This is a genomic window from Ancylobacter radicis (assembly GCF_018449475.1).
GTDB lineage: Bacteria > Pseudomonadota > Alphaproteobacteria > Rhizobiales > Xanthobacteraceae > Ancylobacter > Ancylobacter radicis.
Map to the genome: position 1 here is coordinate 1 of NZ_JAHCQH010000016.1, position 21,372 is coordinate 21,372.

The window sequence follows — 21,372 nt, forward strand, 5'->3', positions numbered from 1 at the left end:
ATGGTACTATGTCTTAAGACCTGGGAGAGTAGGTCGCTGCCAGGCCTGCAAAACACAGCAAAAGCTTCTTCGCAAAACAAACAGAACGCCGCCCGCGCAGAAATGCCGGGCGGCGTTCTGCGTTGCAGGACGACAGCGCGCGGGCGCGGGGACGCCCGCAGCCGAGCCGAACCGCCGCCGCACAGAAGGCCCGCGCGCCCAAGCCGCCGGCCCATTCAATCCCCCAACAATCCCGACCAGCACACACAAGCCGGGCGCCGACATCGCGGCACAAGGCGGGTGTCAGAAGGCGTGTGTCAGAAGGCGCCGGGCGCAGGCGGTCCCCTCGGCCAGCTTCCGGTGACGCCGGTTTCTCTCCAAGACATGCAGCGCGAAGCCGGCAAAGGATTATGTGTCGGGTTCAAGCGAGGGTGACTCGGGCGGCGGGCGCGTGGTGACGGAGTGCCTGGCCTCCTTGCGAAAGGCCCGTGCAAGCCACGCCGGTCATCATTGGCGCCACATCAATGTCCCGAACGGTGCGGCGGGCGGGCTCGGCCCTTCCGGCCGGCATGGAGCCCGCAATGTCCCTGAAGAACCTGCCCATATTGGGCAAGATCCTGCTTATCGTTGCCGTCATGGGCCTGGCGGCGATCATTGTCGCCGGGGTGGGCTGGCGAACCATCTCTGGGCTGAGCGCGACCATGAGCACGGTCGCCACCTCCGAGCGCGCCTCCCGGGAGGCGATGGACCTGCGCATCGACATTATCGCGATCAGCCGCATGACCTATCAGGTCGCGCTGGACCCCGGTCTGGTGGCGGGCCTCACGGGCGAGTCGCAAAGCCGGCAAAAGGAAATGCTGGCCCGCCTGCCGGTGCTCGAAGCCGCGGCCGACGACACCGAGATCGCCCTCATCGGCGAGGTGCGAACGGCTCTGAAAGACTATTTCACCAGCATCGACACGCTTCTGGCGGTCGCCCAGGCCGGCACCGCCGATCCCATCAAGGCTAGCCTCGATAGCTGCCTTGCGGCGCAGAAGATCGTCACCACCAAGGTGAAGGCCTACACCACCTATTCCGCCACCCGCGCGGGACAGCTGCGCGAGGAGGCGGCCGCGACCGCCGGCGCGGCGGCGATGATCCAGGCCGGGGCGGCCGGCGCCGCGATCGTGATCGGCGTGCTTCTCAGCCTCGCCGTGGCGAATGGCGGCGTGGTGCGCCCGGTGCGGCGCCTCACCGATGCGATGGGCCGGATCGCCGCCGGCGACCTCGACGCGGTTCTGCCGGATGGCCAGCGCAAGGACGAGATCGGCCGCATGATCCATGCCGTCGCCGTGTTCCGGCAGGGGCTGGTCGAGCGCAACGCCTTTGAGACCGAGGCGGCCACGCGCGAGGCGGACGCCGCCGCCGAACGCAAGCGGATCATGCACGACATTGCCGCGTCGTTCGAGGCGAAGGTCGGCCAGTTCGTCGATGCGCAATCCTCGGCGGCCGTGCAGCTTGAGAGCACCGCCAACCGGATGTCCGGCACGGCGGCGCGCACCAGCGATGAAACGCGCATTCTGGCGGGCTCCGCCACCCAGACCGCCAGCAGCGTGGAAACCGTGGCCAGCGCGACGGAGGAGCTCGCCGCGAGCGCGAGCGAGATCGGCGCCCGCATCGGTCAGGCGTCGGACCTCGCTTCTGCCGCGGTCAATCAGGTCACCGCCGCGGATGCCGAGGTGCAGCGTCTGGCGGAGGATGCGCAGCGCATCGGCGACATCGTCAAACTCATTTCCGATATTGCCTCCCAGACCAACCTGCTGGCGTTGAACGCCACCATCGAGGCGGCGCGCGCCGGGGAGGCCGGCAAGGGCTTCGCGGTCGTGGCGACCGAAGTGAAGCAGCTCGCCAGCCAGACCGCCTCGGCCACCGGCGAGATTTCCACCCAGATCGCCCAGTTGCAGGGCGTGGCCGGCAGCGTGGTGGATAAGATCCAGACCATCGGCGATGCCATCAAGCGGATGCATGAGGCGGCGGCGGCGGTTGCGGCGGCGGCGGAGGAACAGCAGGCCGCGACCCAGGAGATCGCCCGCAATGTGCGCGATGCCGCTCAGGAAACCGAGCAGGTGTCGACCCGCATCGAGACCGTGGACCGCAACGCGGCGGAAACCGGCAGCGGCGCGGCGCAGGTTCTCACCGCCGTCCAGGGGCTGTCGCGGACCGCCAGCGCGCTGCAGGTCGAGGTGCGCAGCTTCGTGGAGAATGTGCGCGCCGCGTGATCCGTGGCGCGACCCGCTAATCGGAAAGACAGGGGGCGGGGAGACAGGGGGACCGCATCATGCGGCCGCCCCTGCGTGAACGGCCTCAGACGGCGACGGGCTTCTTCAGCACGCGCAGCATGGCGGTCGTCACCAGCGTACCGGCGATCAGGGCGACGACATAGCCGCCGAGATGGCTCACCGCATTGGGGATCGGCAGCACGAAGATGCCGCCATGGGGCACGCGCAGTTCGGCGCCGATCGCCATGGAGATCGCCCCGGCCACCGCCGAGCCGACCACCAGCGAGGGGATGACGCGCAGCGGATCGCGCGCGGCGAAGGGAATCGCACCCTCGGTGACGAAGGCGAGGCCGAGCACCGAGGCGGCGCTGCGCGCTTCGCGCTCCTCCACGGTAAACCGCTCGGGAAACAGCTGGGCGGCAAGCGCGAGGCCCAGCGGCGGCGTCATGCCGGCCACCATGGCGGCGGCCATCGGCGTGTAGACCTCGCTGGCGATCAGGCCGGTGGAGAAGGCGTAGGCCGCCTTGTTGATCGGCCCGCCCATGTCGAAGGCCATCATGCCGCCGATGATGATGCCGAGGATGATGGCGCTGGTGCCCTGCATGCCGCGCAGCCATTCGGTGACGGCGGCGAGCAATTGCGCGGTGGGGCCGCCCACCACATAGATCATCAGCAGCCCGGTCAGCAGCGTGCCGAGGATCGGCAGGATCAGCACCGGCTTCAGCCCGGCGAGATTGCGCGGCAGCTTGATCGAGCGGTTGAGGAACTCGGTGCCATAGCCGGCGATGAAGCCGGCGACGATGCCGCCGAGGAATCCGGCGCCGAGATTGGCCGCCACCATGCCGCCGATCATGCCCGGCGCGAGGCCCGGCCGGTCGGCGATGGAGAAGGCGATATAGCCCGCCAGCACCGGCACCATGAGGGTGAACGCGCCCTTGGCGCCGATCTGGAACAGGTCATAGGCCAGCGTGCCCTTATGCGCGTCGTCATAGGCGTAGATGCCGCCGAGCGCGAAGGCGATGGCGATGAGCAGGCCGCCGGCCACCACGAAGGGCAGCATGAAGGACACGCCGGTCATCAAATGCTTGTAGGGGCCGGTCTTCACCGCGCGCTCGGCCTTGGCCGCGGCCGCGGCGTCGGCAAGGTTGCCCTCGCCGGGGGCGGACTGGAGGCGGGCTTCCTCGAAGGCGCGGCGGATCAGATTCTTGCCGTCGGTGATCGCCGGCTTGGTCGGCGACTGGAACACCCGCTTGCCACCAAAGCGCGACAGCTCCACCACCTTGTCGGCGGCGATGATGACGAGATCGGCGGCGGCGATTTCCTCAGGGGTGAGGGCATCCTGCGCGCCGACCGAGCCCTGCGTCTCCACGCGGATGGCGTGGCCGAGCGCCTTGGCCGCGTTCTGCAACCCTTCCGCCGCCATGAAGGTGTGGGCGATGCCGGTGGGGCAGGAGGTGATGGCGACGATCCTGCCGCTGCTCGCGCCGGGTGTTGCGGGCGCGGCGACCGGAACGCTGCCGGCTGCCGGGGCCTCGCCGGTGAGGCGGGTGATGACGGCCTCCGGGTCGGCCAGCACGTTCTGCACCGTCTCGGTGGAGCGCGGCAGCGCGCCGAAGCGGGCCTCGTCGAGGTCGCCGGAGCCGACGAGCAGCACCGCGCTGGCGCCGGCGATGTCATTGGCGGAGAGGCGCGCGGGCGTGCCGCGCAGCTCGACGGACAGGGCCTTGCCGAGGCCGCGCGCGGCCTTGCGCAGGGCTTCGGCGGCCAGCGTGGCGTGAACGGTCGTCTCTCCCGAGCCGACCACGGCGATGAAAGCGGTCATGGTTTTCCTCCCCGTCGGGTCTGTGCCCGAGCGGCGTCGTTGATTAAATGGCGTGATCGGTGACGGCGGGGCTTGCCGCCCAGGCGTCGGCGGGCTGGACGGCGACCCGCGCCGCAATAGCGTGGAGAGCGGCTGACGCAGGCAGGTTCGGGCCGGGCAGGCCGAGCTTGCCGACGGCGAAGGCGGTGGCGCGCCGCGCGATCTCGCCGAGGCCGAGCCCCTCATGCAGGCCGGCGACCAGACCGGCGACCATGGCGTCGCCGGCGCCGACCGAACTGCCGCCCGTCACCTCGCCGGCCGCCGCGTGCAGGGCCTCGTCGGTGGTGACGAACAGCGCGCCATCCGCGCCGAGCGAGACCACCACGAGGTCGATGCCGGCGGCGCAGAGTCGCTGCGCCACGGCGAGAAGGTCGGCCCGGTCATCGAGCGGGCGCCCGGCCCAGACTTCCAGCTCGCGCCGGTTCGGCTTGACCAGGGTGGGCGGCGCGCCGGCCAGCGCATGGGTCAGCGGCAGGCCGCTGGTGTCCAGCACCACCCGCGCGCCGGCCTCCCGCAAATGTTTCACCAGACGGGCATAGGTATCGGCCGGTGCGCCTTCCGGCAGGCTGCCGGACAGCACCACCAGCCCGTCCGGGCGGGCGAGCCGGGTGAGATCGGCCTCGACCTCGGCGAGCGCGCTCGTCTCGGCCGGAAAGCCCGGCAGATTGACGTCGGTGGTCTCGCCGCTGCTGCGGTCCAGCAGCTTGATGTTGGTGCGGGTCTCGCCCGGCACCCGCCGGAAGCGGTCGGCAATGCCCTTGGCGGCGAACAGCGCCTCGAAGGGCGCGGCATTGGCGGCACCGAGCAGGCCGGCCGCCGCGACCGTGAGCCCCCAATCGGCGAGGCAGGAAGCGACATTCACCCCCTTGCCGCCGGCATCGTACCGCACCGAGCCGGCACGGTGGACGTGGCCGGGCCGCAAATGGTCCAGCGTCACCGTCTGGTCGATGGCAGGGTTGAGGGTGAGGGTGACGACATCGACGGGCGAGGGCGCGCTCATGGCCGGTCCCCGTCCAGCGCGCGCACGTCCTCGCCGCTCTCGCAAGCCAGCGCCTTCTCGGCCAACGCTTTGAGGTCCGCCATGGAACTGGCACGCAGCCGCGCCTTGACGCCGGGCACCTCGCGCGGGGTCATGGAAAGCTCGCTACAGCCGAGCCCGGCCAGCAGCGCCGCGCCGAAGGGCTCGCCGGCAATGCCGCCGCACACGCCGACCCAGCGGCCATGCACGCGGGCGCCGTCCACCGTCGCCTTGATGAGGCGCAGCACCGCCGGGTGGAGGCTGTCGACCTCGGGGGCGAGCTGCGGGTTCTGCCGGTCGATGGCGAGGGTGTACTGGGTGAGATCATTGGTGCCGATGGAGAAGAAATCGGCGTGGCGCGCCAGCGATTCCGCCTGGATGGCAGCGGCCGGCACCTCGATCATGATGCCGAGCGGCACAATGGGGGCGTCCAGCTCCTCGCGGATGCGCTCGCTGATCTGGCGCAAAGCGAGCAATTCGCCGAGCGAGGTGATCATCGGGAACATGATGAGGATCTCGGCACCGTCCTTGGCCGCGCGATACAGCGCGCGCAGCTGCGGCTCCAGCAGATCCGGCCGGCGCAGCAGGAGGCGGGCGCCGCGCACGCCGAGGAACGGGTTTTCCTCATGCGGCAGATCGAGATGGGCGACCTGCTTGTCGCCGCCGATATCCAGCGCGCGGACGATGAGCTGGCGCCCGCCCAGCGCCTGCGACATGGCGCGGTAGATCGCGTACTGCTCGTCCTCGCTCGGCGTCGCGCTGCGCTCGAGGAACAGGAATTCGGTGCGCATCAGCCCGACGCCTTCCGCCCCTTGCGCGAGCGCGAAGGCGGCCTGATCCGGCAGGTTGATATTGGCGCCGATGCTGATCTCGGTGCCATCGGTGGTGCGGGCCGGCAGGGCGCGGGCTTCCTCCTCGCGGGCGCGCTCGGCGGCGCGGGCGGCCTCGAATGTGCGGGCCGAGGCGAGATCGGCCTCGTCGGGCTGGAGATAGAGCCGGCCGGCCTGCCCATCGAGAATGGCCAGCGTGCCGCCCGTGAGGTCGAACAGCGCCGCCCCGCCGCCGACCAGCGCCGGCACGCCGAGCGTGCGGGCAAGGATGGCGGTGTGCGAGGTCGGTCCCCCCTGCGCGGTGGCGATGCCGATGACGCGGGAAGGATCGAGCCCCGCCGTGTCGGAGGGGGACAGGTCCACGGCGACGAGAATGCAGGGTTCGTCCGGCAGATCGCGCAGCGAACGCGCTTTCAGCGCCGGGTCGATATGGCCGAGCACGCGGCGCCCGACATCACGCAGATCGGCCGCGCGGGCGGCGAGCACGGGATTGCCGACGCCGGCGAGTTGTTCGGCGACGCGCTCGATGGTGGCGTGCCAGGCCCAGGCGACGCCATGGCCCTCGACCATGAGCTGGCAGGTCTGGGTGATGAGGTCGGTGTCGCCCAGCAGTTCGGCCTGCGCTTTGAAGATGCCGGCATCCGTCGCGCCGAGGCGGCGGGCGGTGTCGTCGGCCAGCGCCTGAAGCTGCTGGCGGGTGTGGGTCAGCGCCTCCTGCAGCAGGGCGGCGCCGTCCACGAGCGGGATCGGCCGATCCTCGATCGTCTCGGTCGTGGCGCTGATGACATGCAGCCGGCCGATGGCGAGGCCCGGCGCGGCGGCGGCCCCGCTGATGCTGGAGAGCGCCCCAGGCGGTGTCCAGCCGGGGCGGGCGGCCTGCTTGGCGCGGCTGGCGGCAAGCGCGGCGTCCGCCTTTTCCTGCGCGCTGAGGCTGGTGATGGTGGCACGCAGCGCGGCAAGCGCCGCCTCGGCGTCCGCGCCCTCGGCGGAGATGGTCACCTGTTCGCCGGCCCGCAGGCCGAGTTGCAGCAGGGCGATGAGGTTCTTCGGATCGGCGGCGGCGTTGCCGTTGCGCACGCGCATCGGGGCGGCGAAACGGCGGGCGGTCTCGACCCAGGCGCTCGCCGGGCGGGCGTGCAGGCCGGTGGGGTAATCCACCGTCCAGTCGAAGGAGGAGGCGAAATCGGTGGCGGCCTGCGCCGGCGCGGCTTCTGCGGGTTCATCCGAACCAAGCGCCTGGGCGATCAGCGCGGCGTCGTCCGTGGTGGCGAGGCGGGCGAGCAGTTCGCTGTCCTGAAGCAGGCGGGTGAGCCGGCGCAGCACGGTGATGTGCGTATCGGACTGGGCGGCGATGGCGACCACGAGATGGGCGGTCTGGTCCTCGTTCCACGTCACCCCGTCCGGTATCTGGACGATGGCGAGGCCATTCTTGCGGACCATATGGCGGTCCTCGCCGAGGCCGTGCGGAATGGCGACGCCGCTGCCGAGGAAGGTGTTCGCCACCGCCTCGCGCCGCGCCATGCTCTGCGCATAACCGGCATCGACATAGCCGGCGGCGACCAGCATCTGGGCGGCCTCCGCGATGGCGGCGGCCTTGTCCGCCGGGCGGGCGCCGAGGCGAATCATCGTGATGGGCAGAAGCTCGCTGCCGGCAGGCAGCATCATTCGGGCGGCGGCGATGGACATTGTCATCCTCCCAGAATTTTCTTTGCGTGAAGTGGTAACGTTTCCACACTGCTTGTCAAAAGGATTTTGGGGCGATTCTGGCATTACAGGCGGGTTTCAGGCCGACCCCGCCGGTGCATGATCTCTTGATCGGAACCAGAAACCGCCTAAGCTGGTGGCCCCAGTGTGAAATCGTTCTCAACGCATGACGGCCAATATCAAGGACGTCGCTCGCCTCGCGGGCGTTTCCGTTTCCACCGTCTCGCGCGCTCTGGGGAAGGGGCCGGTGAGCGCGGAGGTGCGCCGGCAGGTCGAGGCGGCGGTGAAGGCGACCGGCTATCGGCCGAACCTGTCGGCCCGGCGCCTGCGCTCGCAGCGCAGCCAGACCATCGGCCTGATCGTCGCCGATATCCGCAACCCGTTCTTCACCGCCGTGAGCCGCGCCGTCGAGGACGCCGCCTACCGCGCCGGCATGCGTGTCATCCTGTGCAATACCGGTGAGGATCCCGAGCGCGAGGCACTGTATATGCGCCTCATGCAGGAGGAGCGCGTGACCGGCCTGATCTTCGCGCCGACGCGGGCGACGATCGGCGGATTGCGGGCGCAGGATTTCGACTATCCGGTCGTGCTGATCGACCGTGCCGCCGCGAGCGGGGAGTTCGACACGGTGGTGCTGGACAATCGCGGGGCCAGCGCCCGGCTGGTCGATCATCTGGTCGAGCGCGGCTATCGCCGGATCGGCGGTCTGTTCGGCTCCACCAGCACCACCGGCATCGAGCGCGAAGCCGGCTATGTTGCCGGCATGAGCGCGCATGGGCTGATCCCCGACGCGCGGATGATCGCGCCGCTGGCGCCGGCGGCGGAGGACGCCGCGCTCGCCTGGCTCGCCGAGGCCGAGCGGCCGGAGGCGATCATCGTCAGCAACGGGCTGTTCCTGCTCGGCCTGTTCCGCGCGGCGCGCCGGCTGGGGCTTTCCATCCCGCGCGAGCTGGCGATTGCCGGCTTCGATAACGAGGCCTGGACCGATCTGGTGGAGCCTGGCCTCACCGTGATCGAGCAGCCGGTGGAGACCTTCGGGCGCGAGGCCATGGCCCTGCTGTTCCAGCGGCTGAAAACACCGACCGCCCCGACGCGGACCGTGATGCTCTCGGGCACCCTGATCGAGCGCGCCTCGACGCACGCTCTGACGCGGGCTCGTTTCAAGGAGCCGCTGTAACGGCGCGGCCGGGACAGCGCGGCCTGCCGGCTCAGGCCAGTTCCAGCCGGGCCAGGTGAAGCTCGACGCCCATCTTCTCGGCCACGCGGGCCAGATCGCCCACCGGCGCCGCCTCGGTGACGAGAAGGTCGATGTCCTCCAGCGAGCCCAGCCGCACCAGCCCGCGGCGGCCGAACTTGCTGCTGTCGATCGCCAGGATCACCCGCCCGGCCTGCATCATGGCGGCCCGCACGGCGGCGACTTCGGCATAGTCGTCGTCGCCAATATCGCCATCCTCGTCGATGCCGCTCACCGAGATGACCACGAAATCAAACTTGAAAGCCTGGATGAACTCGGCCGAGGCCTGGCTGAACACGCCGCCATCCACCTGCCGGACAAAGCCGCCGGGCATGGCGATGGTGAAGTCCGTGCGGTCGCTCAGCGTCGAGGCGACGCGCAGGCTATAGGTGACGACGCGCAGCGCCTTGTGGTCGATGAGCGCGCGGGCGACGGCCTCGCAGGTGGTGCCGGTGTCGAGGAAGACGGAGGCGTTGTCGGGGACGAGGCGGGCGACGGCGGCGCCGATGGCGTCCTTGGCCTGCGCATTGGCAATGCGGCGCTGGCGATAGACGGTCGGATCGATCGGCGTCGAGGCCACCGCGCCGCCATGCAGCCGGCGAACCTTGCCCTCCAGCTCAAGCGCGACGATGTCCCGCCGCGCGGTCTGGGTGGTCACGGCGAAGCGGCTGGCGATTTCCTCGATCGAGATGTACCGGTTCTGTTCGAGATACTGCACGAGAAACGCGCGGCGCCGCGCCTTCTTTCCCTCATCGTCTCGTTCATCGTCGCGAATATGCATCTCGGCTCTCGAAAACACGGCACCAAAATAGCCATCGACCCATGCCGCGTCCATCGGGACGCGGCATGGGTCGAGACAGGTCGGGGCCGGCCGGGACATGCGCGTCTCGGCCGGCCGGTGATGAGTGCGGGGCGAAGGCGTCAGAACCTGACGCTCAGCGTGCCGGTCAAGCCATTGTCGCTCTGTCCCGCGCCTAACTGTCCATCATAACCGATGCTGATCGTCGCATTTTCCGTTGCGACGAACTCGATCCGCGCGCCGAGCACGGCGACATCCTCGGCGATCGGCGTGCCGGCGACCGAGAACACGTCGCCACCGGCAAAGGCGAGGGTGGCTTCCGGCGTGATATCGCCCGAGGCGTGCTGCCAGCCGACGGTGCCGTGCAGCACGGTCCGCGTCTTGCCGAGGTTGAAGCTGGTGGACGCGCGCAGGCCCAGCGTGGTGAAGAAGGTGTCGAGGTCGGAACTGCTGCCGTCCAGCGCGGTCACCCCGCCCTGCTCGGTGAAGGCGTCGTTGCTGAAATGGACATAAGCGAGGTTCACGAAGGGTTCGAGCATGCCCTTCTCGTTCTCGAACCGGTATCCCAGCTCGGCGAAGGCCTGCGTCGTGCCGGCATCGTAATCCGCCGTCAGCTGATCGCTGATGGAGGGGATGTTGACCGAGCGGGTGCTGTCGATGCTGTGCCAGGTGTAGGCGGTGCCGGCGCGCAGGCCGACAGGGCCGATACGCGTGCCGGCATAGAGGCCGAGATGGACGTTGTCGCTGTCGGCGCTGGCGGCCAGATCATCAAGGCTGACCGAGGTCTGGCTGTAGCCGGCGAGCACGCCCACCCGCCAGTTGCCGGCCAGCGTGGCGTCCGCGCCGCCGAACACGCCGCCCGTATTGCTGGACAGGCCGGAAGCATTGCCGTCGCCGTCCGCCTCGCGCCAGGAGCCGAAGCCGCGCATCCACAAGGCGAGACCTTCGGTGTCGGCCGCAACGGGACGGGCGCCATTGGCGTCGAGCCCGGCAACCGCCATGTCGGTGAGCAGCGTGTCGCCGCCGGCCGCGCGCAGCCGGTCGTCCATCGCCTCGCGCACGAAGCGGCTGTTGTCGACCATCACGCCATAGGTCGAGGCGTGGACCTCGCCCGCGACTTGCGTGAAGATCGCGCGGGCCGTTCCGGCATCCTGCATGACGATGGCGTCGTACAGGCTGTTGCCATAGCCGAGGCTCTCGGCGCCGCGCGCGGCCGCCTGCTGGTTGCGGGTATAGCCGACCTGATCGAAGGCGGTGTCGTTGCGCTCCAGGGTGAACTGGATAGACGTGGCGCCATAGCTCAGGTTCGGGTCGAGGAAGGCGAGGCTTGAGGTAGCCGCGTCGAAGGAGCCCTGGATGCCGCCGGCGGCAGTCAGGATGGTGTAGGCGGTCTGCGGCCGGTACGTGCCGCCCGCGGCGATGCCGACGACGCTGCCGCCCTCGATGATGGCGGTGCCGGAGACGGCGACGCTGTCGCTCTCGCCGGCATCATTCGCCTCGACCTGATAGATCGAGCCGGCGGCGAAGGTCAGATTGCCGGCCACATTGAGCGTGCCGATGGATTGGCCCGGCGCCAGCGTGCCGCCGGCGGCGACGCGCAGAGTGCCGACCGTGCCCGTGCCGCCGAGCGCGCCGCCGTCCAGCACCGTGGTGAGTGCGGAAGTCGCGATCGACCCGTTGATCACCAGCAGGCCGTCTTCGACACGGGTCTCGCCGGTATAGGTGTTCTGGCCGAACAGCCCGAGCGCGCCCGCACCCAGCTTGGTGAGGCTGCCCGTACCGGAGATGGCGCGGGCAATGGCCACCGCATTCCCGGCATCGGCGACATCGATCCCGCCGCCACCGGCTTCCAGCACGACGGCGCGGTCGAGCAGCGTCATGTTCGTGCCGGCGATGCGCAGCGTGCCATTGTCGAGGTGCAGGCTTGCCGCCGAGGTGCCGAGCGCGGCGTCCTCGTCGACGATGACCGTGCCGCCATCGGTGACAAGCGTCTCGCCGATGAAGCTGTGGTCGTCGATGCAGTAATCGACGATCGCCTGCTGGAAGCGCGGATCGGTGCTCGTGCAATCGAGCAGGGTCTTCTTCTCCTCAAGCGTCAGGTCGGTGAGGATGGGGTTGCCGTTCTCATCGGCGATCTGCCCGAGATAGACATCCGTGCGCATATTGTTGCGCGTCAGGTAGAATTCCTTGCTGTCACCGAACACCGGCGCCGCCTTGCCCCAGACCAGGCGGGTCTTCTCGACCGCCGCATTGTCCACCGTCTCGCTATAGGTCACGAGCGCGGGGCCGATCCATTTCAGCGTATGGGCGACCGGCTCATGGTCGGCCAGCGGCGCGCTGCCGTCATTGATGAAGCCGACCTCGTCGAGCACGCCCGTATAGGCATCGTTCGGATCGTCGACGATGGTGTACCATTTGCCGAACGGGCGGGAGACCATGAAGTGGTCGATCGTGACGCGATCCCAGCTCGTCCAGGTGTTGGTGGCGTCCTCGCCGGCGGAGGGCCACGTCGTCGTGCCGTCGTTCAGCTCATGCGGCGCGAAAGGCTCGCGTTCCGCCGGCGTGGTCAGCAGCATGTACTGCTTCTTGAGCACGTTCATGGTCACCGGCGCGTTGGACGCCACCGGATAGGTCTCGTCCTCGAAGGTGATGCCGCTCTGCGCCATGTCCTTGGCGACGATCGTTTCCCACTGCCGCCAGCTCAGCTGCGAAATGCTGGTCTTGCCGGGAAACTCGTCGCGGTGGGCGTCGAAATAGGCCTGTATCACATTGCGGTAATGCGCCTGGCCGTTGAGGTCGGTGGCCTTCATCGCGGCGGCATAGGCCTCGTATTCGCTGGTCTTGCCGTCCGGTGTGTATTCCGCCGCCAGCTGCTTCCACAGCGCCGAGCTGCCGCTGTCGATGATCGTGCGGGCATAGAGGTAGGATTGCTGGGCGGCATTGTGCAGGCCGCGCTCGGAGACGTCGCCGGCATTGAAATCGCCGACGAGAATGATCGGCGTGTCCGAACTGGCGGCCCAGCTGTTGAAGCCCTTGACCTCGTTGAGGCGTGCGTTGGGCTCGTCATAGTAATTGAGGTGGACCGAGCCGACGATGGTCTGCGGAACGCCGTTCTGCGCGTCCAGCTTCTGATAGGCGACCGCGTCGCCGAGCGTGCTGGCGCCGAACGTCCCGGACAGACGGCTCAGCACGCTGACATCGCTGATTTGGGTGCCCGTATAGGTGCCGAGGCCCGCGTCTCCCATGATCTGCGCGAGGCCGGGAATGTAGGCCGTATTGGTGCGCGATTCCTGCAGGGCGATGATGTCGTAATTGCCGTTGATGAAGAAATCCGAGGTGACGCTCAGATCGGACCTGTACTGATCGCCCCAGGTATTCAGCGTCAGGATGCGGAGCGTGCCGTCTTGCGCGTGGACGGCTACTGTCCCGAGAACGGTCATGGCGGCACCGCACAGGAGCCGCGAGGTGATCGTGGCGAGGCTGAAGTCACGTCGATGTCGAGTCTTCCTGATAGTCATCATGCAGTCCCCATCCGCCCGGAATTGCCGCGACCGGGTCCCTGGAGCGCGGGTTGCTCCGGGATTTCGGTCGGCCCTGTGTTGCGGAACGTTGCTTTGACAGATGAATATGTCGCTTAAATTACATTTTTTGTTGTGTGCCGCGCGGCGTGTGGTTTGACGCGGTGAGGCGGTGTTGCCGATGGTCTGGCTCAGGGCGTGCGCGCCAAGGGACGATGTTGTTCGAGCCTGGCGGATGCGCCAGGTCGCCGGCCGGCAGCCGATTTACATCGACTATATATATGATTTTGAAGAATTTTTTGCCGACGGGATTTTCCGGCCGCGCTCAACGCCCGCCAGTTTGCCGCGCTGCCCTCCTGTGCCCGTCCTTGTTCAGGCCCCGTGCCCAGCGGAGCGGGTCGTGACGCGGTCGAGGCGCGGGACGGCGGATAATCGGGTGGTCTGGCGCCCATTTGGGCGGGGCGAAATGTCAAAAACGATCAGTAGTGTTACAAAAAGAACATTTTGAGATTATTCGCGGTGATCGAGCCCGCAGGGCGTCGCGGGGGGCCCTCAGGCCGCTCCCGCGCCAGTCCTTCCGACGACCATGCTTATCGCTCTCGCGGCCGGGCGAGGGGCCGGAAAAGCCGCGCCGCCCCCAGCACGCAGATGAGCGCGGCGCCCGGCAGGAGCAGCCATGCCTCGATCTCACCCATGGCGAGCAGGGTCAGGCCGCTGAACAGGCACCACAGCAGGGGAATTGGCAGCAGGGCGGGGAGCCATCGGCCACCGGCGACCAGCAGCAGTCCCGCCGTCACGAGAACGGTGGGGTCGGGGACGATGCCGAAGACCTCCGCGCTGGTCAGCGGCCGGCCGGCCATGACGGCCAGCCCCGGATAGAGCAGCATCCCGATGAGCGCCAGCGCCAGCCCGGCCCATCCGATGGCGTCGAGCCGTCCAAAGGCCTCGCTCCGGGGGAGCATGGCGACGGCGAGCATCAGCAACGCCTGCACGAGGAATGCCGGCGCCGCATAGGCCGCCGCCCAGTTGATGGCCGCATAGCGATCCAGCAGGAAGGACCACCCGACGAGTGCCCAGAGCGGGGCGAGGGCTAGCCCCATCCAGAGCGGGGCGCGGCCGGGACGGCAAAGCACCAGCCCTATGAGCGTCAGCCCCGCGACGCTCGTCACGATCTGCAACGGCCACAGCGCGGCGTTCTGCGCCTCGAACAGGCGCCAATAGGCGCGAGGGGCAAACAGAAGGAAGTCGTCCAGCCGATAGGTCCACCACTCGGACATCACAGCCCGCCGATATGGGCGGCGATTCGCTCGCGCAGGGCCGGATCGGGCAGCGGGCCGCCCGCCGCGGCGAGGTTCTCGCGCACATGATCGATGCGGGTGGTTGCCGGGATGGCGACGGTGACAGCGGGGTGCGACAGGATGAATTTCAGGATCATCTGCGCCCAGCTGGTCGCGCCCATCTCGCCCGCCCAGCCGGGAAGCGGCTCGCGGTCGAGCCGCCGGGTCAGGGCGCCCTGCCGGAACGGGCGGTTGACGATCACCGCGATGCCGCGCTCGGCGGCGAGCGGGAGCAGGCGCTGTTCAGCCTCGCGGTCGACCGGGTTGTAGCTCAGTTGCACGAAATCGATGGGGTGGCGACGCATGATCGTCTCGACGAGATCGTGGCGGCGCCCCTCCGAGGTGGTGATGCCGGCATAGCGCAACCGGCCCGCCGCCTTCATCGCCAGCAGCGTGTCGAGATGCGCCTCCCAGCTCAGCAGATTATGCACCTGCAGCAGATCGAAGCGTTCGACGCCCCAGAGACGGCGTGTCTGCTCGATCTGGGCCGGTCCATTGGCGGTGGACGAGGTCCAGACCTTCTCGGCGGAGAACAGACTGTCCGGTCGGCCCAATTCGGCAAGGCCGCGGCCGACTACCGCCTGCGACGAGCCATACATGGGCGAGCTGTCGATCATGCGCCCGCCGGCGGCGAAGAAGGCGGCCGTGACGGCGGTGCATTCGGCCTGCAATTGCGGATCGTCGCCGATATTGAAGGTGATCCAGGTGCCCAGCCCGACCGCCGGGATCATCTCGCCCGAGGACGGAATGGCGCGGGTGAGCGGCGCAGTCTGGGCCCGCAGGGGCGAGCCCCGAAGGGTGGCCATGGCGGCGCCGAGGGCCGCGGTTCCGACGAGGCTCCTGCGTGTGATCGTCACCTTGGCTCCCCTTTCGCTGCTCCCTGACCTAATGTTCGATCCGGTCATGTCCACCGACGCGCCCGATCACAGCCGCGTGCTGCACGCGTTCAGCGCAGACACGGCGAGGTGGATGGTGGGGGGCGCGGGCGGGCCGTCAGCGATCCCGATGGGATTGGTCGACGTCATGGCGTCACGACGTCAGTGCCTGAAGCGGCCGATGAAAAGATCAGCCCGGCTGTCGCGCGAACGCTCCGCGCGACAGCCGCATGCGCCAGTTCTTGCGCTACGCCTCAGGGTCTTCTGGAGCTAGATGACCTCGACCTGTCCGGTGCCGATGTTGTAGATCGCGGCTACGGACTTAATCGTTCCCTTGTCGTGGAAATCCGAAAGAATGGGGCCGGAAGTCGCGGCCAGCTTCGCGTTCAGCCTGGCGTTCTGCGCGGTTGCGGCAGCCAGCAGGTCACTCGGATTGCTTGGCATCACGTCATAGACGGCCGGGCGGATCGCGTTGACCAGGCTCGGCAGGTGGCCCGGCGGCAGGGTGTTGTCCTTGATGGATTTGATGGTGGCTTGCACCGCGCCACAGGACGTGTGGCCCAGCACGACGATCGCCCGGATACCCAGAACGGCCGCTCCATATTCCAGGCTGGCCAGTCCGTCCTCGTTGATGAAATTGCCGGCAACGCGAATGACGAAGAGATCCCCCGGCCCCTGATCGAAGATCAGTTCCGGCACGACACGGGAATCGGCGCAGGTCACCACAGCGGCGAAGGGTTGTTGGCCCATCGAGCGGCTGGTGCGGCCTGCGGAGTGATCGGTATTCACCGGCGCGTTCGCGACATAGCGCGCATTGCCGTCCTTCAGGCGCTTCAACGCCTCATCCGCCGTGGTGGGCCGGCCTTCGGGCGCCTGCGCAAAGGCGAGGCCTGCCGTGGAGGCCGCGACGGTCAGGGCGAGACCGCCCGCAAACAGCCCGCGCCGGGTGATGGTGCCGCGTGAACATTCCTTACACATGTTTCCCCCGCTGATTTTCATTGATTGAAGGTCGCTTGAGACGCATGGCCGGGACGGATCTTCGCGCTGACGGCATGTAACGGCGCCCTGATGCGCGCCCGGCCATTCTTGGGCGGAGGTGTCATGGACGTGCCCGATGATCGCGCCCCCGCCCTTTCGGCACGTGCACCGGGAAATTCGTCGTCCCTGATCATAGCAACGTCGCGATGCGGGTCGACCGCAAATTTACCGGCGAGAGGAACGCGGCCGCCCGTTCCAGCGATGACCGTTTTCCCGCCTGTGCTTCTGGCGACAGGCGGCGATCGGCGTGAATGTCAGGCGCTGGAAGGGAAGCCGCGCGGTTGGCGGGCCGACAGATCCGACAGCTCCAACTCGGCCTGCTGCGCATGGCGGATCGCCGCCTCGGCGCGGGCGATGACGTCGACCAGAGGCTGATCAATGTCGACCGTCACCACTCCCGCCTCGCCGGTTGGGTCTTCCAAGGTGGCGAGCTGGCTGTCGAGAAGCGCGAGCGGCATGAAATGGTCGTCACGCCGGCCCATGCGCTCGGCCAGCACGGCGGGGGTCCCGCTCAGAAAGACAAAGTGCAGCGGCCCGGCCGCGCGCAGCTGGTCGCGATAGGCGCGGCGCAGCGCCGAGCAGGAGACGACAACGCGGCGCCCGGCCGCCCGCGTATCGGTGATGGCCCGGCGGATGTCCTCCAGCCAAGGCTGACGGTCCGCATCGTCCAGCGGCTCGCCGCGCGCCATTTTGGCAATGTTCGCGGGCGTGTGCAGCGTATCCCCCTCGATGAAGTCGGCGGCGAAGCTCTCGGCGAGGGATCGACCGACGGAGGATTTCCCGCATCCGCAGACACCCATCACCACGATGCCGAGGCGTTGCTCGCCCTCCATCCCCGTCACGCCATCTCGTTGAATCGAAACTGAACCTTCATCGCCCGCTTCCTGTCCGAGGCCAGAGCGAATGCAGCCTCCGCCTCCTCGATCGGGAAGCTGCCGGTGAGCAGCGGCCGCAGATCCACCTGCCCGGCCGAGATCAGCGCGGCGGCACGGGCGAACTCCGCATCGAAGCGGAAGCTGCCCAGGATGTTCAGTTCCTTGGCGACGATGGCGTTCATCGGCAGCGGCTGCTCGCCGCCGAGGCCGATGAGAACGATGGTGCCGCGCGGGCGGGTGAGCTCGATGGCGGCGGTCAGCGCCCGTCCATTACCGGAGCATTCGAGCGCCGCGTCGACGCGGCCCTTGTCCTGTGCCAGATCCGCCAGTTCCCCCGTTCCGCCGGAGACATCGACGCAGCGCGTCGCGCCGAGCCGGGCCGCGACGGCGAGGGCTTCCGGTGCGATATCGGTGGCCACGATCGTGCCGGCGCCTGCCAGCTTCGCTGCGGCGATGACGAGGCAGCCGATCGGCCCGCAGCCGGAAACCAGCACGGTCTTGCCGGTCAGGTCGCCCGCCTGCGCCACGGCGTGCAGCGCCACGGCGAAGGGTTCGCACAGCGCGGCGAGCGACAGGTCGACATCGTCGGCGACCTTTACCGCCTGCGCCTCCGGCACGGTCATTTCCTCGCGGAAGGCGCCCTGGACATGGGGAAACCGCATGGCGCTGCCGTAGAACCGCATGTCGAGGCACTGATTGCGCAGGCCGCGCCGGCAATACTCGCACTGCCCGCACGGGCCCGAAGGATTGACCGCGACCTTGTCCCCGACCCTGACCGTGGTTACGCCGGCCCCGACCGCCTTCACCGTGCCCGCTACCTCATGGCCAAGGGCCATGGGCTCACGGATGCGCACCACGCCGAAGCCGCCTTCGTGAAAATAGTGCAGGTCGGATCCGCAGATCCCGCCCGCGCCCATATGCACGACAACGTCGTGCGGGCCGGGCGCGGCGGCCGGCATGGCCTCGAGGCGCAGATCGTGCGGGGCGTGGATGACAATGGCACGCATGGCAGGCAAGTCCCTGGAGAAGAGAGAGAAGACGAGATGGTCCGGCGTCAGCGGGTCATCCAGTGCAGCGGCCACAGGACGATCTGCGGGAAGGCCACCAGCAGGAACATCACGATGGTCTGGGCGATGAGGAAGGGCAGCACGCCGCGGATCACGCCGCTCATCGGGACCTTGGCGACGCCGCAGACCACGTTGAGCACGGTGCCGACCGGCGGCGTGACCAGACCCAGCGCGTTGTTCATGATGAACAGAACACCGAAATAGACCGGGTCGATGCCCGCCTGCTTCACCACCGGCATCAGTACCGGGGTGAGGATCAGCACGGTCGGGGTGAAGTCGAGCGCGGTGCCGATGATGAACACCAGCACCATCAGTATCGCCATCAGCAGGATCGGGCTGTCCATGAAGGGTTCGACGAAGCCGGCGAGCTGCTGGGGGATGTCCGCCGTGGTGATCAGCCAGGCCGAAACGCCGGCCGCCGCCACCAGGAACATGATCACCGCCGTCGTTTCCGCCGCGCGATAGATCAGGTGGAACAGGTCGCGTAGCTTGATCTCGCGGTAGATGAACACGCCGACGAACAGCGAGTAGACGGCGGCGATGACGGCGGCTTCGGTCGGTGTGAAGATGCCGAACTTGAGGCCACCGATGATGACCACCGGCAGCAGCAGCGCCCAGAAGGCGTCGCGGGTCTCGATGAGCCGCTCCTTCATCGAGCGGCGCGGCTCGACGCGCGGGTTGTCTTTCTTGATGCACCAGCGCCAGGCCAGCATGATGGCGATGCCCATCATCACCCCCGGCACGATGCCGGCGATGAACAGCTTGGTGATCGACACGCCGCCGGTCACGCCGAAGATGATCATGCCGATCGAGGGCGGAATCACCGGGGCGATGATGCCGCCGCAGGCGATGAGGCCGCAGGAGCGATTCACGTCATAGCCGGACTTGCGCATCAGCGGGACGAGCACGGAGGCGAGCGCCGCCGTATCCGCGACGGCCGAGCCCGAGAGCGAGGCCATGATCACCGCCGCCATCACCGCGACATAGCCGAGGCCGCCGCGAATATGACCGACCCAGGCCATGGCCATGGTGATGATGCGCCGGGTCATGCCGCCGGCATTCATGAACTCGCCGGCGAGCATGAAGAACGGAACGGCCAGCAGCGGGAAGCTGTTGGCGCCGTCCCACATGTTCTGGATGATGATCTGCGGGTCGGTGATGCCCATGTAGAACATCATGGCGAGACCGCAGCCGATCAGCGCGAAGGCGACCGGCATGCCGAGCGCCATCAGGCCCAGCAGCGAACCGATGAAGACGAAGACGATCATGACGCCGCCCCTTTGCGGGTGCTCTGGTCCGCGAGCTCGTGCTCGATGTCGTGAATCTCGGACATCCCCTCCTCGTTCACGTCGATGAGTTCGTCCTCCGCGACATGGCCGAGGGCGAGGCGAACGAGATTGGCCATGCAGATGAGGGCGATGGCGGTTGAGGTGACGTAGCTCACGCCATAGACCCAGAGCGTCGAGATCTGCGCGACGGGCGACGAATTGCCGGCAATGATGTCGTGCTGCAGCCAGGTGCCGTAGAGCATATAGAGGCTGCACACGAGCATGATGGCTTGGCTGATGCCCCAGCACAGCTTGCGGCCCAGCAGCGGCAGGGCCCGCACCACCAGATCGACGCCCAGATGCGCGCGCCGGTGCAGACCGACGATGGCGCCGAGGAAGGTCAGCCAGACGAAGGCGAAGCGCGGCAGTTCGTCGGACAGGTCAATACCCGTGTTGAAGCCGAGCCTCAGCACCACATTGCCGAAAACGGTGATGAGCATGATGACCATGCACAGCACCATCACGACCTCGAGCACGCGGTAGAACGTTGCGATTGCCAACCTGAGCAGTTGGTTCATCGAGACACCTCGGGAAAGCCGAGCGCCGCTCCGTCGCCGGAAGGAAGGGGTTGCGCCGTTGAAGGGAAGCCCGGCGGCCCGCCTGGGCGGACCGCCGGTTCGCGATCGCTCAGTTGGCGCTGCGCGCCTTCTCGATTTCGGCGTAGAAGCCGTCGACGAAGGCTTCACCGATCTGCGGCTTGAACTTCGCCACCACCGGCTTCACCTGGGCCTGGATGAGCGCCAGCTGGTCGGCGGGAACGGCGTCCACCTCAACGCCGGCTTCCTTGAACTTGGCGATGACGTCGCGATCGCCTTCGTCCAGCAGCTTGCGCTGCAGCAGGCCGGCTTCCACCGCCGCCTTGCGGATGGCGTCCTGGTCAGCGGGGGTCAGCTTGTCCCAGAACTTCTTCGAGGCCACCAGCGCCACCGGCGTGTAGACGTGGTTGGTGAGCGAGATGTACTTCTGCACTTCCTGCATCTTGTTGGCGTACATGTGCAGGAGCGGGTTCTCCTGACCGTCGATCGCCTTGACTTCCAGCGCCGGGAACACTTCGGAGAACGGCATCGGCGTCGCGTTGGCGCCGATCGTCTTCCAGGTGTCGAGGGCGACCGGGTTGGCCATCACGCGCAGCTTCAGGCCGGTGATGTCGTCGAGCTTGGTCACCGGGCGGCGGCTGTTCGACAGGTTGCGGAAGCCCATGCCGGTCCAGGTGAGGCCGACGATGCCCGAGGGCTCGACCTTGGCGAAGATCTCCTTGGAGGAGGCGCCGTCGAGCACGGCGTATACTTCCTTGGTGTTCTGGAACATGAAGGGCAGATCCCAGACCTGCACTTCCTTCACCCGCGAGGACAGCGGCGCCAGCGTGCCGATGTAGAACTCCTGCGTGCCGGCCTGCACAGCCTGAAGCTGCTTCTCGTCGCTGCCGAGCACGGCGCCGTGATAGGTCTGCACCTTCACATTGCCATTGGTGTAGGTGCCGACCAGCTCGGCGAACTTGTTCATCGACGCCGCCTGCGGATGGCTCTCCGGCATGGCGTGGCCGACCTTGGCCTTGATCTCCGCCGAGGCGGGCAGCGCCCCGAACAGGGTGGCGGCCAGCAGCGCTGCGGTGAAGGCACGGCGTCCGGTAACGGTCTTCATGGGTGTTCTC

Annotated in this window: 15 protein-coding genes; 2 read left to right on the forward strand and 13 right to left on the reverse strand. The window is 68.0% G+C overall.

The features are described 5' to 3' along the window. Positions 1-560: 560 nt before the first annotated feature. Positions 561-2,237 carry a methyl-accepting chemotaxis protein gene (locus KIP89_RS11100; protein ID WP_213755513.1) on the forward strand — a complete coding sequence of 559 codons (1,677 nt, stop codon included), beginning with the start codon at positions 561-563 and terminating at the stop codon, positions 2,235-2,237. A gap of 85 nt (positions 2,238-2,322) precedes the next feature. Here the strand turns inward: KIP89_RS11100 and KIP89_RS11105 are convergent, their stop codons facing one another. From KIP89_RS11105 to ptsP, 3 genes are read right to left on the reverse strand one after another with little or no spacing between them, the layout of a single operon-like run. After that, the gene (locus KIP89_RS11105) at positions 2,323-4,059 is read right to left on the reverse strand and encodes a fructose-specific PTS transporter subunit EIIC (protein ID WP_213755514.1); all 1,737 of its coding nucleotides are present in this window, start codon (positions 4,057-4,059) and stop codon (positions 2,323-2,325) included. Positions 4,060-4,102: 43 nt separating this feature from the next. Next, complete coding sequence (gene pfkB / locus KIP89_RS11110) at positions 4,103-5,098, reverse strand: 1-phosphofructokinase (protein WP_213755515.1); 996 nt, start codon at positions 5,096-5,098, stop codon at positions 4,103-4,105. Then, a complete protein-coding gene (ptsP, locus tag KIP89_RS11115; protein ID WP_250152410.1) occupies positions 5,095-7,632 on the reverse strand; it encodes a phosphoenolpyruvate--protein phosphotransferase in 2,538 nt (845 codons plus the stop codon). The genes pfkB and ptsP overlap by 4 nt, the downstream gene beginning before the upstream one ends. Before the next feature lie 184 nt (positions 7,633-7,816). On the opposite strand from ptsP, the gene KIP89_RS11120 reads away from it, so the two are divergent. Further along, positions 7,817-8,827 carry a LacI family DNA-binding transcriptional regulator gene (locus KIP89_RS11120; protein WP_213755516.1) on the forward strand — a complete coding sequence of 337 codons (1,011 nt, stop codon included), beginning with the start codon at positions 7,817-7,819 and terminating at the stop codon, positions 8,825-8,827. Positions 8,828-8,858: 31 nt separating this feature from the next. Here the strand turns inward: KIP89_RS11120 and KIP89_RS11125 are convergent, their stop codons facing one another. The 10 genes from KIP89_RS11125 to KIP89_RS11170 all read right to left on the reverse strand — a co-directional run bounded on the left by KIP89_RS11125 (position 8,859) and on the right by KIP89_RS11170 (position 21,362). After that, positions 8,859-9,665, reverse strand: a complete 807-nt coding sequence (locus KIP89_RS11125) for a DeoR/GlpR family DNA-binding transcription regulator (RefSeq protein ID WP_213755517.1) — start codon at positions 9,663-9,665, stop codon at positions 8,859-8,861. 140 nt (positions 9,666-9,805) lie between these two features. Then, entirely contained in the window at positions 9,806-13,123 is a 3,318-nt protein-coding gene (locus KIP89_RS11130; RefSeq protein ID WP_250152411.1) for an autotransporter domain-containing protein, read from the reverse strand. A 668-nt stretch (positions 13,124-13,791) separates the two neighbouring features. Further along, positions 13,792-14,478 carry a DUF6064 family protein gene (locus KIP89_RS11135; RefSeq protein ID WP_213755518.1) on the reverse strand — a complete coding sequence of 229 codons (687 nt, stop codon included), beginning with the start codon at positions 14,476-14,478 and terminating at the stop codon, positions 13,792-13,794. Beyond that, positions 14,478-15,395, reverse strand: coding sequence for an aldo/keto reductase (locus KIP89_RS11140; protein ID WP_369807118.1), 918 nt, complete (start codon positions 15,393-15,395; stop codon positions 14,478-14,480). Before KIP89_RS11140 ends, KIP89_RS11135 begins: the two co-directional genes overlap by 1 nt. 288 nt (positions 15,396-15,683) lie before the next feature. Beyond that, complete coding sequence (locus tag KIP89_RS11145) at positions 15,684-16,412, reverse strand: carbonic anhydrase (RefSeq protein WP_250152412.1); 729 nt, start codon at positions 16,410-16,412, stop codon at positions 15,684-15,686. Positions 16,413-16,705: 293 nt separating this feature from the next. Continuing rightward, complete coding sequence (locus KIP89_RS11150) at positions 16,706-17,284, reverse strand: gluconokinase (RefSeq protein WP_213755641.1); 579 nt, start codon at positions 17,282-17,284, stop codon at positions 16,706-16,708. Positions 17,285-17,289: 5 nt separating this feature from the next. Further along, entirely contained in the window at positions 17,290-18,333 is a 1,044-nt protein-coding gene (locus KIP89_RS11155) for an L-idonate 5-dehydrogenase (RefSeq protein ID WP_213755520.1), read from the reverse strand. A 47-nt stretch (positions 18,334-18,380) separates the two neighbouring features. Beyond that, positions 18,381-19,661, reverse strand: coding sequence for a TRAP transporter large permease (locus KIP89_RS11160; protein WP_213755521.1), 1,281 nt, complete (start codon positions 19,659-19,661; stop codon positions 18,381-18,383). Further along, positions 19,658-20,239 (reverse strand): TRAP transporter small permease, encoded by a 582-nt coding sequence (locus KIP89_RS11165; protein WP_213755522.1) that lies wholly within the window; start codon positions 20,237-20,239, stop codon positions 19,658-19,660. Before KIP89_RS11165 ends, KIP89_RS11160 begins: the two co-directional genes overlap by 4 nt. A gap of 109 nt (positions 20,240-20,348) precedes the next feature. Next, a complete protein-coding gene (locus KIP89_RS11170; RefSeq protein ID WP_213755523.1) occupies positions 20,349-21,362 on the reverse strand; it encodes a TRAP transporter substrate-binding protein in 1,014 nt (337 codons plus the stop codon). Positions 21,363-21,372 lie beyond the last annotated feature (10 nt).

Bases quoted from the DNA above. Each gene is read 5' to 3' on its own strand.
- KIP89_RS11100 (WP_213755513.1), top strand. From the start codon at position 561: ATGTCCCTGAAGAACCTGCCCATATTGGGCAAGATCCTGCTTATCGTT.
- KIP89_RS11105 (WP_213755514.1), bottom strand. From the start codon at position 4,059: ATGACCGCTTTCATCGCCGTGGTCGGCTCGGGAGAGACGACCGTTCAC.
- pfkB (WP_213755515.1), bottom strand. From the start codon at position 5,098: ATGAGCGCGCCCTCGCCCGTCGATGTCGTCACCCTCACCCTCAACCCT.
- ptsP (WP_250152410.1), bottom strand. From the start codon at position 7,632: ATGTCCATCGCCGCCGCCCGAATGATGCTGCCTGCCGGCAGCGAGCTT.
- KIP89_RS11120 (WP_213755516.1), top strand. From the start codon at position 7,817: ATGACGGCCAATATCAAGGACGTCGCTCGCCTCGCGGGCGTTTCCGTT.
- KIP89_RS11125 (WP_213755517.1), bottom strand. From the start codon at position 9,665: ATGCATATTCGCGACGATGAACGAGACGATGAGGGAAAGAAGGCGCGG.
- KIP89_RS11130 (WP_250152411.1), bottom strand. From the start codon at position 13,123: ATGACCGTTCTCGGGACAGTAGCCGTCCACGCGCAAGACGGCACGCTC.
- KIP89_RS11135 (WP_213755518.1), bottom strand. From the start codon at position 14,478: ATGTCCGAGTGGTGGACCTATCGGCTGGACGACTTCCTTCTGTTTGCC.
- KIP89_RS11145 (WP_250152412.1), bottom strand. From the start codon at position 16,412: ATGAAAATCAGCGGGGGAAACATGTGTAAGGAATGTTCACGCGGCACC.
- KIP89_RS11150 (WP_213755641.1), bottom strand. From the start codon at position 17,284: ATGGAGGGCGAGCAACGCCTCGGCATCGTGGTGATGGGTGTCTGCGGA.
- KIP89_RS11155 (WP_213755520.1), bottom strand. From the start codon at position 18,333: ATGCGTGCCATTGTCATCCACGCCCCGCACGATCTGCGCCTCGAGGCC.
- KIP89_RS11160 (WP_213755521.1), bottom strand. From the start codon at position 19,661: ATGATCGTCTTCGTCTTCATCGGTTCGCTGCTGGGCCTGATGGCGCTC.
- KIP89_RS11165 (WP_213755522.1), bottom strand. From the start codon at position 20,239: ATGAACCAACTGCTCAGGTTGGCAATCGCAACGTTCTACCGCGTGCTC.
- KIP89_RS11170 (WP_213755523.1), bottom strand. From the start codon at position 21,362: ATGAAGACCGTTACCGGACGCCGTGCCTTCACCGCAGCGCTGCTGGCC.